The 11,376-nt window shown below is 41.5% G+C and carries 17 protein-coding genes; 8 read left to right on the top strand and 9 right to left on the bottom strand.

Translation table 11 applies throughout. The features are described 5' to 3' along the window. From B3763_RS08910 to B3763_RS08890, 5 genes are all read right to left on the bottom strand, one after another. Positions 1-862: hypothetical protein (locus B3763_RS08910; protein ID WP_286745810.1), on the bottom strand; the 862-nt coding region annotated here is incomplete at its 3' end. A gap of 175 nt (positions 863-1,037) precedes the next feature. Next, positions 1,038-1,922, bottom strand: coding sequence for an IS982 family transposase (locus B3763_RS08905; protein ID WP_422662591.1), 885 nt, complete (start codon positions 1,920-1,922; stop codon positions 1,038-1,040). A gap of 352 nt (positions 1,923-2,274) precedes the next feature. Next, complete coding sequence (locus tag B3763_RS08900; protein WP_286745813.1) at positions 2,275-2,499, bottom strand: GDCCVxC domain-containing (seleno)protein; 225 nt, start codon at positions 2,497-2,499, stop codon at positions 2,275-2,277. Then, complete coding sequence (gene merTP / locus B3763_RS08895) at positions 2,499-3,128, bottom strand: mercuric transport protein MerTP (RefSeq protein WP_286745808.1); 630 nt, start codon at positions 3,126-3,128, stop codon at positions 2,499-2,501. Before merTP ends, B3763_RS08900 begins: the two co-directional genes overlap by 1 nt. Beyond that, entirely contained in the window at positions 3,125-3,493 is a 369-nt protein-coding gene (locus B3763_RS08890) for an ArsR/SmtB family transcription factor (RefSeq protein ID WP_286745806.1), read from the bottom strand. The genes merTP and B3763_RS08890 overlap by 4 nt, the downstream gene beginning before the upstream one ends. A gap of 362 nt (positions 3,494-3,855) precedes the next feature. Here B3763_RS08890 and B3763_RS08885 point away from each other — a divergent pair, with 362 nt between their 5' ends. The 8 genes from B3763_RS08885 to B3763_RS19055 all read left to right on the top strand — a co-directional run bounded on the left by B3763_RS08885 (position 3,856) and on the right by B3763_RS19055 (position 8,811). Continuing rightward, on the top strand, positions 3,856-4,293 hold the full coding sequence (locus tag B3763_RS08885; RefSeq protein WP_286745804.1) for an Hsp20/alpha crystallin family protein: 438 nt from the start codon (positions 3,856-3,858) through the stop codon (positions 4,291-4,293). Positions 4,294-4,422: 129 nt separating this feature from the next. Beyond that, positions 4,423-4,611 carry a hypothetical protein gene (locus tag B3763_RS08880; RefSeq protein WP_286745802.1) on the top strand — a complete coding sequence of 63 codons (189 nt, stop codon included), beginning with the start codon at positions 4,423-4,425 and terminating at the stop codon, positions 4,609-4,611. 36 nt (positions 4,612-4,647) lie between these two features. Next, positions 4,648-6,180 (top strand): Do family serine endopeptidase, encoded by a 1,533-nt coding sequence (locus tag B3763_RS08875; protein ID WP_286745800.1) that lies wholly within the window; start codon positions 4,648-4,650, stop codon positions 6,178-6,180. A 237-nt stretch (positions 6,181-6,417) separates the two neighbouring features. Then, on the top strand, positions 6,418-6,855 hold the full coding sequence (locus tag B3763_RS08870; protein WP_286745798.1) for an Hsp20/alpha crystallin family protein: 438 nt from the start codon (positions 6,418-6,420) through the stop codon (positions 6,853-6,855). An 85-nt stretch (positions 6,856-6,940) separates the two neighbouring features. Next, positions 6,941-7,912, top strand: coding sequence for a J domain-containing protein (locus tag B3763_RS08865; protein ID WP_286745796.1), 972 nt, complete (start codon positions 6,941-6,943; stop codon positions 7,910-7,912). After that, positions 7,909-8,208: a thioredoxin gene (gene trxA / locus B3763_RS08860; protein WP_286745794.1), complete on the top strand. Its 300-nt coding sequence runs from the start codon at positions 7,909-7,911 to the stop codon at positions 8,206-8,208. The genes B3763_RS08865 and trxA overlap by 4 nt, the downstream gene beginning before the upstream one ends. A gap of 5 nt (positions 8,209-8,213) precedes the next feature. Further along, entirely contained in the window at positions 8,214-8,576 is a 363-nt protein-coding gene (locus B3763_RS08855) for a hypothetical protein (RefSeq protein WP_286745792.1), read from the top strand. 16 nt (positions 8,577-8,592) lie between these two features. After that, on the top strand, positions 8,593-8,811 hold the full coding sequence (locus tag B3763_RS19055; RefSeq protein WP_353884909.1) for an Hsp20/alpha crystallin family protein: 219 nt from the start codon (positions 8,593-8,595) through the stop codon (positions 8,809-8,811). A 1-nt stretch (position 8,812) separates the two neighbouring features. Here the strand turns inward: B3763_RS19055 and arsB are convergent, their stop codons facing one another. From arsB to B3763_RS08835, 4 genes are read right to left on the bottom strand one after another with little or no spacing between them, the layout of a single operon-like run. Then, positions 8,813-9,868, bottom strand: coding sequence for an ACR3 family arsenite efflux transporter (gene arsB / locus B3763_RS08850; protein WP_286745790.1), 1,056 nt, complete (start codon positions 9,866-9,868; stop codon positions 8,813-8,815). Continuing rightward, positions 9,865-10,497 (bottom strand): protein-tyrosine-phosphatase, encoded by a 633-nt coding sequence (locus tag B3763_RS08845; protein WP_286745788.1) that lies wholly within the window; start codon positions 10,495-10,497, stop codon positions 9,865-9,867. Before B3763_RS08845 ends, arsB begins: the two co-directional genes overlap by 4 nt. Before the next feature lie 23 nt (positions 10,498-10,520). Then, the gene (locus B3763_RS08840; RefSeq protein ID WP_286745786.1) at positions 10,521-10,991 is read right to left on the bottom strand and encodes a DUF6428 family protein; all 471 of its coding nucleotides are present in this window, start codon (positions 10,989-10,991) and stop codon (positions 10,521-10,523) included. Between the two features lie 47 nt (positions 10,992-11,038). After that, on the bottom strand, positions 11,039-11,374 hold the full coding sequence (locus B3763_RS08835; RefSeq protein ID WP_286745784.1) for an ArsR/SmtB family transcription factor: 336 nt from the start codon (positions 11,372-11,374) through the stop codon (positions 11,039-11,041). Between the last annotated feature and the right edge of the window lie 2 nt (positions 11,375-11,376).

Here is an 11,376-nt window from a genome sequence, read left to right as displayed (position 1 = left end):
CGTTTATTGAAGTGAATTTATACAGCCCTGAAAAACAAGCCAGATAAAGCTCTCCGTTCGAGTCGAATGCCAGGTCGCCACCACCGCTGTTGTTGATGAATCCGTTGATGGTGTAGCTGGCTACCAGGTTGTTTGTGGCTGCTTCTACTTTGTGCATGATATTTTTGTTGCTCATGTAGAAGTAACCGTCTTTATACTCGAGGCGAGGGTAGTTGCCATTGAAGGGGTTGTTGGTATGTTTTACGGAGAAAATGCTGCTGGCAATATCGTAGGCATAGAGTGTTTTTCCCACGTTGTAATACATAATTCCGTTGGCCTGATCGAGAGCGTTGGCTATGGATCCGCCCCCTTGAAGCTGACTCAAGTCGGTAGGAGTAAAGGAAGAGTTAAAGATATCTATGGTAAAGAAATCTCCATTATTATTAACGGCATAGAGATGGTCTATACAGTCGGAGCTGCTATTGGCTACACTACCGGCAGCTGTCTGTTGAATGGTAAGGTTTGCTGAAGCACCACTTACCGGCATAGAAAAGGTTTCTGTACCATCAGCACTGATTTTGGTAACATACAATTCACTGACGGAGGCTGGCAATAACTGCTCGATACTTAGCCCACCACTCTGCTTAATAAATGAGCCTATGGAGAGCGATTCTCCACCCGATAAGTAGTGTATTCGGTATTTAGCGGCTCCTTTGGTGTAGTCCGTAATGTTTAGGGCTACCATTTGAGAGGTTTCGAAATTAAACGAGTCGAAGCTGAAATCGGTAAGGGAAGAAGAGTTCTCTGCCGGTTCTTCGAAAGGTGGCTCTTCTATACACGATACGATAAGGAGGGGGAGGATTAAATACAATAAATTCTTCATGCTTCACTCGATTTCCTCCCAAAATGCTCAGTATTAACAAGGTAGAAGCAAATTTTCGATCACTGAACGGAATCTTTCGATAACCCGAACCTTTTCACGATAAGTGGTTGGGCCCTGTAACCATTTCAAATCAAGGTTGCTGTTAGTCTATACCTTCTTTAACCCGTTGGGTGAATTAAGCGATTGGCATTTTAAGGTTGTTGATATTTCTGTTGAACTCAAATCTGTTGAGGAATTGTACTGTAGTCATTGCTGTAATTTTGGATAGCACCCTTGTCTTAAACCCTAAGAATGATTTAGCATAGTTTCTTCTGATCATAAATTGATCACAGAGTTGAGAGAAAAGTGTTTCAATCCTCTTTCTTGTCTTTCTAAACACAAATGGCTGTTTGCGATAATTTTTCTGATTGCTTCTCATAGGTGTTTCTAAAGTTATGTTGACTGTTTCAAACAAGTCCAGTTGCCAATCTGCCGAAAGGTAGTCTTTGTCTCCAAGTAAGACACAGTCAGAGAGTTGGTGCTTTATTTCGTTAAGAAAGGCGATGTCATGCACGTTGGCTTTTGTAATTTCCAAAGAAGCGAACACCCCTGATGCACTACAGACCCCGTGAAGTTTATAGCCATAAAACCAGTTGCCCTGTGAGGCGCAGTATCCCTTTTCCGGACTGGTTTGATAGTCACCCTTACATATTTTGGCCCTGCTATGTCTGGACCATTTACATATTTCCATGGGCATAGAATCTACGATGAAGTAGTCTTCATTTTCAACAAAGTACCTGCTCAGTTCTCTTCTCACCTTCTCAGTTAACCCGAACAGATGTCTGCGTCTTTTATTGAATTGGCTTCGCTCTATCAAATTATCAATTCGAGCACCCTGAAGTTGCTTGAACAGTGCGTTCTCGCTATCAATGGACATATACTCAGCAGTCAGACTGAGTGCAACTACCTCAATATCAGACATTTTTGGTTTTCTTCCCGGCTTAGGTAAGTGCTCAAACTTTTCATAGATAGGTAAAATGGTATGCAATACTTTCTGGTAGTTCTTCACTATATTTGACATGGATATTGGGTTTTTTGATCACTATTAAGATACTGATTTTCAGTATCTTAACCCAATATCTGACTCAACAAGTCATCAGAAATCTATTTCACCCAACGGGTTAACATACTGTCCTAATTTCTGGGGTACCATCACTCGCTGCGCTTCGCACAGACATTTTCAAAAGAGAAAAGAAAAAAGGGAAAAAAAGAAAAGAGAAAGCTCTTGAAAAGGCGGGTGTAACAGGGTTGACAAGGTTTTTGGGAAAAATACTACCCGTAGGGTGGAGATTTTTTTCAAAACCCGAAGGGCTTGACCTTGACATCACGGTTGTGCAGGGGGCTTGTGCGAACCCGCCTAACTTTGCTTATCTCTATTTTTTTTGACAACATGACTTGCCATTATCTAACTGAATAGGGGGACAAGGCATAGAACCATAACTGCAATACACGCAACAATCCCCTGATTGAGGCTTTAATACCTGGTGACATTTTTCACATTCATAAAAATATTGGCAGGCATCAGTAGGCATAATTTCCTCTTTTTTATGACCGCAATTGGGACAAGTGATTGTGGATTCAAGAACTACTTCGCTCATCATTGTTTATTTATGGATTCCACTTTATAACCAGTTTTATCTATAGCAGCTTTAACCTCATTAATATTTGTTTTTGACTCATCAAAGGTCACTACGGCATTAGCTTTTTCATAAGAAACTTCTAACCCTGAAATACCTGAAAGTTTGCCAATTTCAAGTTTTACATGTTCCTCACATCCTGAACAGGTCATTCCAGTAATATTAATTTCATAAGTCGATTCAAGATTAGCATTCTCGGATACTGATAGTTGGGTTTCGGGGTAAAAGACATCAGCATAATATGGGAAAGCAAGTATGACCGCTGCAAACACTGTCACTATACCCAGAAATTTCTTGGAATGCCAAAAGGAGGGTTTTCCTGCCTTGCCGGTAGGCAGGTCATCATCCTCACACTCACATGCAATTTCCTCAGCCGATTTTGGTTTTAATTTTTGATACCATGCAAAGGCTAATACAACCACGGTAATCCCTATCAACCAAGGGCGAAAGGGGTCTAACCACGAGAGTGTTGCGGCAATACCACTTGAACCAGCAAGTAATGCCAGTACCGGAGTGATACAGCAAAGAGATGCGCTTACAGCCGTCAATAGGCTTGTGACTGCCAATGAATTTGATTGCTTATTCTTCATGATATCGATACTTTTTCGGATACCAACAACTTAAAAATGGGATTCAGAATATTGGTGTTTGATTCTGATATTGAATAGAAAATAGTTTGACCAACCTTCTTGGTTTCCACTAAACCTGCATCTTTTAATTTTCTTAGATGCTGGGATATTGCAGGAACGGTCATGTTCAAAATATCACTTAAGTCACAAGGACACATTTTGGATTCTTTTTCCAGTAAAAAGAGAATTTTTAAACGCACTTCATTACCAGCAAGGTTAAGGGCTTTGGCTATTTGGCTAACCGATTCCTCCACTTTTTCGATATCCTGCTTACATTGATTGATTTGTTCAACGTCCGCATAAACTCTGATACATGTTTTGGTCATAATAAACTGTATTTAAGGAGCTGCTTAAATAAACGCTAAGAAAAGGAAAATAGTTTAATATTTAAGCAAATACTTAATGATTTTTGGTGATTATAAAGAGTGAGGTACCAACGAACGCAATGAACTTGCCTGAGGCGAATGGGTAAATACCCCACAACACAGGGAATAGGAGACGGTGCACTTTACACGCAGGTAAGCAACCATATGTGTATTCCGGCCTATAAGATGTCATAATGGCATATTTAGGCTATTTCTTTATTCAAAAACAGACATAATGACGTATTTTCTCCAAATAATTCAACTGGAATACCATTTGTCTATCGGATTTCAGACATAAATGTTAAACACTAAAACTGAAAAAAATGGCACTTGTAAGAACATCAAATCCGTCATTCAGCAGTCTGTTTGACGATTTTTTCAACACCGAATTAGGTGATTGGAGAAGACAAAATTATTCTTCAACTGACACAACATTACCTAAGGTAAACATCAAAGAAAACGATGATGCCTTTATGGTGGAGATGGCAGCTCCCGGAATGAAAAAGGAAGATTTCAACATCCAGTTGGACAACAACCTTCTGACAATTTCTTCTGAGAAGAAAGAAGATAGCAAGGATGATAACTTCAGATATTCTCGCAAAGAGTTTGCTTATCGTTCATTCCAGCGAGCGTTCACAATACCAGAATCTGCTGATGAACAGAAAATTGGGGCGGTTTATGAAGATGGTATTCTGACCATTACTATTCCTAAAAAGGAAGAAGCTAAGCCACAACCACCTAAAACCATAAGTATTAAGTAATTCATGAAGACAGTAAGAAGTCATTTAAAGGTGACTTCTTACAGCCCATACGTTGAGTTTTATCAACAAGTAAAGTCAGTGAATTTCTGATCTATTGAGTGAGGTATGATTTAAAACAAGGAGGTAGGTATGGACAAGTTAGCATTGGGTATTAGCCTGGTCTCACTTCTCAATATCGCCCTCTTCTTCGCCATCAGTTTTACAATGGGGCTTATGGGGAGTAGAGAAAAAATGAAAAGGGTCTTTCTTTCAAAGAAACTAAAAATGACGAAGAAGCTTGATTTGAATCAAGACCCGGATTGGAAACAAGCTGCATGATTGTACACGAATGTTTAACCTTAAAAGATAATGAAAATGAAAAATCACATCGTATCGGGAATCATCGCACTGGTAGTTTCTTTGGGTGTGATTTGGGTCGCCCCAGAGGTAGTGCCAAGTGCCAAAACATTAAGAATAGAACACGTTAACGGTACACCTTCTAAAGGTGCTTTATACACCCTTGATGAGAACAATGAGATTGTGCCGTTGGATTTTACTGCAGTATCCGAAAAAGTGATGGATGCCGTGGTACACATTAAATCCACGCAAACCAGTAACTATACCGCACGCGATCAACAGCAATATCGTCAGCTGCCTGATCCTTTTAGGGATTTCTTTGGCGATAATTTCATGGATCAATTTTTTGGTCGTCCCGACCAAGGACAGAGATACTATCGCTATGAAACTCCACAGCAACCTCAAGTCCGTGTTGGAACCGGCTCTGGTGTAATCATCAACAGTGAAGGTTACATTGTGACGAACAACCATGTAATTGCGGATGCAGATGATATTGAAGTTACGCTTCACGACAACCGCACTTACAAAGCCACAGTAGTAGGTACAGACCCTAGCACTGACCTTGCGCTGATACAGATCAAGGAAAAAAATCTTCCTTCATTGCCGCTGGTTAACTCAGATGATGTGAAGGTAGGTGAGTGGGTGCTCGCAGTAGGTAATCCATTTAACCTAAACTCCACCGTAACGGCAGGTATCGTGAGTGCTAAATCCAGGAACATAAATATTCTTCGCGACCAATATGCTGTTGAATCCTTTATTCAGACTGATGCAGCGATCAACCCTGGAAACAGTGGTGGTGCTCTGGTGAATCTACAAGGTGGTCTGGTGGGTATCAATACAGCCATTGCCAGCCCTACCGGAGCGTATGCAGGTTATGGATTTGCAGTTCCCTCGAACATCGTGAACAAAGTAGTGGAAGACCTGCTCAAGTACGGTGTTGTACAACGAGGATATTTGGGTGTGACCATTCGCGGTGTTGACGGCAACCTCGCCAAGGAAAAAGACCTGGAAGTAACCAAAGGAGTTTATGTAGATAGCGTAGCTGTAAACAGTGCTGCCCTGACAGCAGGAATTGAAAGTGGTGATGTAATTCTGGAGGTGAATGGCGTTGGAGTAAGTACTGCACCTGAGCTGCAAGAAATGATTGCCCGTCACCGTCCTGGTGATGAAGTGAAGTTGAAAATAAACCGCAACGGTAAAGAAATGGAGGTAAAAGTAGAGCTTAAAAACCGTGAGGGAGAAACCAAGTTCCTGGCCAAAAACCGTAAAGAAATATTCAACATACTGGGTGCTGAGTTTGAAGATGTGGATAAAGCCCTGGCCAGAAAGCTGGACATAGATGGTGGAGTGAAAGTGAAAAAGCTATATGCCGGTAAGCTAATGAAGCATACCGAAATGCGAGAGGGATTTATCATCACCAAGGTTGATGGCCGTGTGATCAAGGACACAGAAGAATTGGCCAAAGCCTTGGAAAATAAGAAAGGCGGTGTGCTGGTGGAAGGTGTTTATGAGAATATTCCAGGTACCTACTACTACGCATTTGGCCTATAAGTGTCATGTTTCGGTGGACGGGGGTTGAGCAAAACGCTCCCCCTGACTACCATAAAAAAAATATTGGCTAATTCAAAAATGTCGGTTAGGCGAAATGAACTTTGAAAAAAAACATTCGACCAAGTTATTTACCCAACCGAGAAAAAGGTTTGAGTGATGGATAAAGATAAGGAGATAGCCTCGGCAAGCCTCCTGACAAGAATGAAATGAATTGTTGAACCTAAAGGATATATAGATATGGACTTATTCAAATGGACCAAAAACTTAAAACCAAAGTTTCCCAACGTAGTGGAAAAATTCTTTGGTAAAAAGATAGATGACCAGATAAGTGATACAGAAGCTATTGCCAGTGTGCCTTCTGTAAACATCAGCGACAAGGGAAAAACCTTTGAAGTATCAGTGGCAGTGCCCGGCATAGATAAAAAAGACATAAAGCTGGAAGTGCGAGACAACTGCCTGGTCATTTCGTCTGAAAAGCAATATGAAAAAGAAGAGAATGAAGGCAACTGGATGCGAAGGGAATACGGCTATGCCTCATTCCAGCGTATGTTTCAGCTCCCTGAAAATGCCAACCCGGATGAGATTGACGCCTCTATGAAAAATGGCGTGCTCAAAATCAAGGTAGGCAAAGTTACAGGTGTGAAACCCAACAGGAAATCAATTCAAATTTCCTAATGATTGAGAGGCTCAAAATATTGAGAATAACAAACAATTGAGGGGCCCATGTGGCCCTTTTTATTTTCATCTTTATAAAAAAACAATGGAATACAAGGATTACTATAAAATACTAGGTGTTACCAAGACAGCTTCTCAGGACGAGATCAAAAAGGCTTACAGAAAGTTGGCGGTGAAATACCATCCGGATAAAAATCCTGGAGATAAGGTAGCCGAAGAAAAATTCAAGGAAATCGGTGAGGCTAATGAGGTATTGAGTGATCCTGAGAAAAGAAAGCTATATGACCAGTTAGGTGCTAACTGGAAGCAATATAAAGATGCAGGCTATGACCCATTCGCTGGTGGTGGCCGGGCCAGGTATTCGCAAGGCGGTCCTGAGGGGCAATACTATTATGAGTTTGAAGGCGACCCTTACGAATTTTTTGGAGGTGGCGGCAGTGGCTTCTCAGACTTCTTTGAGTCTTTCTTTGGAGGAGGTGCACGGCAGGGACGTGGTTTTTCAGGCTCGGGAGGTTTCTCGGGTTTTGGTGCCAATATGACTGGCAGTGACCTGGCCGGGGAAGTGACCATTTCGCTACAGGAAGCATACACCGGGACTGAGCGTATCGTAGGCTTAGGTAATGAAAAGATAAAATTAAAAATCAAGCCTGGAGTATATAATGGGCTGAAGCTGAGAGCAAAAGGAAAAGGTGAAAAAGGTAGAGGCGGTAAGGCTGGTGATTTGTTCATCACCATCCATGTGTCTCCACACCCTGTCTATGAACGCAAAGGCAATGACCTGTACATGGAGGCACACGTGGATTTGTTCACCGCTCTATTAGGAGGAAAGCAGGAAATCCAGACCCTGTCCGGAAAGGTAAACATCACAATCCCGGAAGGAAGCCAAAACGGAAAACAATTACGGTTGAAAGGAAAAGGTATGCCTGTTTACGGCAAGTTGTCTTATGGAGATCTGTACGTGAAACTACAGGTAAAATTGCCGGAGAAATTAACTGGTGAGCAAAAAGAACTCATTAAAAAATTGAAAGACAGTTTCTATAAAGTATATGCATCATGAAAGGAAACTTTAACCATATTATCAATGGAGATCAGCCTGTGTTGGTAGACTTCTATGCTGACTGGTGTGGCCCCTGCAAAATGCAAGCCCCAATACTGAAAGAGGTATCCTCTGAAATTGGAGGAAAGGCACGCATCATCAAAATAGACGTGGACAAAAACCAACGCCTTGCGCAGCAGTATCAGGTACGCGGTGTACCCACCTTGATCTTGTTTAAAACAGGGCAGCCCGTTTGGAGACAATCCGGAGTGGCTACCAAACAGCAGTTAATTGATTTGATCAACCAAAACGCATAAACACAATGTCAGGACGAAATGAAATCATTATCCTGGAAAATCAACCTATGCCCAGGCACATTAGGGACTTCATAGAAGCCATCAAGGAACTCGATATGCAGTTCACTTCTGCATCGCTGGAAAACATTTACCAGTCAGACCGTGACATGGAAATGGCCATTGCCAGGGCCATGCGGGTATGTAGCAATATCGGTCTGCCATTGGAACGGCACTTTCGCAGAAGGTTCCTGGCCAACGAAATTCTACACACTCTGGAAACGGACTGGCGAATGTCGAAAGTGGCTTACTGCTTGACGTTGATGAACGGCAACCCGGACAACCCGATGGTGGGGCGCATCCAGTGGGAGTTACTAAAGAGAATGGTTTGACAGAATAAAGCAGTAAATAAATGACTCACGGGATACTTCTGGGCTACCAGTCTTTCAGACAAGTTTCAATCTGCCCGACATAATAAATGTTGATAAGATCGAAACTACCTATAAGGATGGTTTGCTCAGCTTGGAATCCACAAAAAAGAGGAAGCTGGAAAAGACTGTTGAGCAAAAATTGCTATTGCTTAATCTTTTTAATTATGAGCGGTTGCAATTAAAGGGCAGTGCTTGATTTACTGCCCTTTTTTTTCCGAATAATATTTGTTCCTCAGCCAAAAAGCCACTCTAACTAATAAAATCAATGCAGGTACTTCCACCAATGGTCCAATCACACCTGTAAATGCCTGACCTGAATTAAGACCGAATACTGCAATAGCAACAGCAATGGCCAATTCAAAATTATTTCCTGCTGCTGTAAAGGCTACTGCTGCATTTTTGTCATATTCTGCGCCCATTGCTTTACTTACAAAAAAACCAATCAGGAACATGATAGCAAAGTAGATCAATAGCGGAACGGCTATTCTCACTACATCCATTGGGATTTGAACAATCAATTCTCCTTTTAACGAGAACATTACAACGATAGTAAACAGCAAGGCAATTAAGGTGATCGGTGAAATCGTTGGGATGAATTTGCTTTTGTACCATTCTTCTCCTTTTGCTTTCACCAAACTAACCCTGCTCAACAATCCGGCTAAAAATGGAATGCCCAAATAGATAGCTACACTTTCGGCAATGGTGGCAATGGAAATGTCCACAATCGCACCTTCAAAGCCGAAATAGGGGGGGAGTACCGTTATAAAAATCCAAGCATAGAAACTATATGCAAATACCTGAAAGATGCTGTTGAGGGCTACCAAACCAGCTCCGTACTCACTGCTACCTTCTGCCAAATCGTTCCAAACGAGTACCATGGCAATACATCTGGCCAAGCCAATAAGTATCAATCCAACCATGTATTCAGGATAATCCTGTAAAAAGATCAGCGCCAAAACAAACATCAACACAGGGCCAATTATCCAATTGAGTACAAGCGAAATGGATAGGACTTTTACATTTCTAAAGACCTGTGGAAGAAGTTTGTAATTCACCTTGGCTAATGGTGGGTACATCATCAGGATTAACCCAATAGCAATCGGAATATTGGTGCTTCCACTGCTGAAAGAATCAATGAAAGTTGATGTGGAAGGAAACAGGTAGCCAATACCTACACCTATGGCCATTGCAAGGAATATCCAAAGGGTTAAGTATTGGTCAAGGAAACTGAGTTTTTTTCTTTTGGTCGTCATTTGGGCATGTTCACTTTTGAGAATACATAAAACATTTCACTGGCAATTTGCATAGACCGTTCGTCATACCTTGCTGATTCTTCACGGGTATCATCAAATGCCTTTGGGTCTTCATACCGAACTGGTATTCTTTTTTCTGTACCGGGAATAAACGGACAGTTTTCATCTGCATGAGAACAGGTCATCACCGCTGCGAATTGGTCTGCTTTATTGATTGGGTCATCAAAGAGCTTTGAAAATGCACTGATCGGCTCATTGTCGTCTGAATTGAATACGAAATAAACAGGATTGGTGTCGCCTTTGGCTGTAACTCTAAAACCACTTCTTTTAATCGATTCAACTGCTCGTTCGTTGAATGCTGTTACTTCCACACCACCTGAATAGCAATTGGCAGGAATACCGAAATAGTCCGCTGCTGTTTGTGCCCAGATTTGCGCAAACTGGCTTCTTCGAGAATTGTGTGTACAGATAAAATTAAGGTTGATGTCTTTTCCCTGATCGATTTTAGATTGAATGTATTCGATTAGCGGATTAAGCACCTGAATACGTTCGTCTGAGATATTTAATTGCCTTGCTTTTTCTATAGTAGTTTCAAGCGTTGGAAGCATCTTTATTTTTTGTGTTTGCATTGATATGTAAGTCTATTATTTAGTTAACAACAACCTGAACCCGGAGTACAGCCGCTCTCTTGAGCTTGCAGGGTTGACAGTCTTATTCTTGGCTTTTCCTGAGGAATACCGCATTTGTCTTTTGCCAGGCAATCGGTTTGAGTAGATGTAAGTTGAAAAACTCCATTTTGAAATTCTAAGCCATACTTGCCAATGGTGTCTCCCTGATACTCTACTTCAATTTCCAGATTTTCCAGTCCAAGCTTCTCTTCTGATAGTTCGATGATTGAGCGAAGTTTCTGAGCACTCAACCGATGATCATAGTCCGTAGCGGTGAACAATTGAAAGTTGATGACGGATTCTTTGCGGATAGTTCCTCCACAATCAATAAAATGTTTTTGAATGTTGCCCACCTCAGTAACATGAAAGTGTGGTGGCACCTGTTCGCCATTAGGCAGGGTGAATATCACCTCATTGACCTGAGATAAAGCTGATTTGATTTCTGATAAGTTCATTTCTATTTATGTTATTGCAATATTACGATACGATTAAACAAATTTTTTTAGCAACATTCACCCGATGAAGGAGTATCAAATTGATTGAATATTTCGTTGAATTGGCCTTTGATCTCTGCCCACCGAACGGGATTGATGCAATAGCTAATTCGAGAACCATCAATAGTTCCTTGGATAATGCCAATGTCTTTTAGTTCCCGAAGATGCTGACTGATGGTAGCCTGTGCCAACCCTAATTCTTGAACCAAATCCCCGTTGATACAGGCATTGCTCTTTAACAGGTATTGAATGATTGCCACACGGGCAGGGTGGGCAAACGCCTTTGCTGCTACTGCAATTTCATTCTGTACGTCTGTGAATAGGTCTGTTTTCGTTACTCCCATAT

The sequence above is a fragment of the Roseivirga sp. UBA1976 genome (assembly GCF_002336325.1).
Taxonomy (GTDB): domain Bacteria; phylum Bacteroidota; class Bacteroidia; order Cytophagales; family Cyclobacteriaceae; genus Roseivirga; species Roseivirga thermotolerans.
The sequence above is the reverse complement of the archived record's forward strand: the minus strand, read 5'-3'. Positions and strand labels throughout refer to the sequence as shown.

Bases quoted from the DNA above. Each gene is read 5' to 3' on its own strand.
- B3763_RS08905 (WP_422662591.1), bottom strand. From the start codon at position 1,922: ATGTCAAATATAGTGAAGAACTACCAGAAAGTATTGCATACCATTTTA.
- B3763_RS08900 (WP_286745813.1), bottom strand. From the start codon at position 2,499: ATGAGCGAAGTAGTTCTTGAATCCACAATCACTTGTCCCAATTGCGGT.
- merTP (WP_286745808.1), bottom strand. From the start codon at position 3,128: ATGAAGAATAAGCAATCAAATTCATTGGCAGTCACAAGCCTATTGACG.
- B3763_RS08890 (WP_286745806.1), bottom strand. From the start codon at position 3,493: ATGACCAAAACATGTATCAGAGTTTATGCGGACGTTGAACAAATCAAT.
- B3763_RS08885 (WP_286745804.1), top strand. From the start codon at position 3,856: ATGGCACTTGTAAGAACATCAAATCCGTCATTCAGCAGTCTGTTTGAC.
- B3763_RS08880 (WP_286745802.1), top strand. From the start codon at position 4,423: ATGGACAAGTTAGCATTGGGTATTAGCCTGGTCTCACTTCTCAATATC.
- B3763_RS08875 (WP_286745800.1), top strand. From the start codon at position 4,648: ATGAAAAATCACATCGTATCGGGAATCATCGCACTGGTAGTTTCTTTG.
- B3763_RS08870 (WP_286745798.1), top strand. From the start codon at position 6,418: ATGGACTTATTCAAATGGACCAAAAACTTAAAACCAAAGTTTCCCAAC.
- B3763_RS08865 (WP_286745796.1), top strand. From the start codon at position 6,941: ATGGAATACAAGGATTACTATAAAATACTAGGTGTTACCAAGACAGCT.
- trxA (WP_286745794.1), top strand. From the start codon at position 7,909: ATGAAAGGAAACTTTAACCATATTATCAATGGAGATCAGCCTGTGTTG.
- B3763_RS08855 (WP_286745792.1), top strand. From the start codon at position 8,214: ATGTCAGGACGAAATGAAATCATTATCCTGGAAAATCAACCTATGCCC.
- arsB (WP_286745790.1), bottom strand. From the start codon at position 9,868: ATGACGACCAAAAGAAAAAAACTCAGTTTCCTTGACCAATACTTAACC.
- B3763_RS08845 (WP_286745788.1), bottom strand. From the start codon at position 10,497: ATGCAAACACAAAAAATAAAGATGCTTCCAACGCTTGAAACTACTATA.
- B3763_RS08840 (WP_286745786.1), bottom strand. From the start codon at position 10,991: ATGAACTTATCAGAAATCAAATCAGCTTTATCTCAGGTCAATGAGGTG.
- B3763_RS08835 (WP_286745784.1), bottom strand. From the start codon at position 11,374: ATGGGAGTAACGAAAACAGACCTATTCACAGACGTACAGAATGAAATT.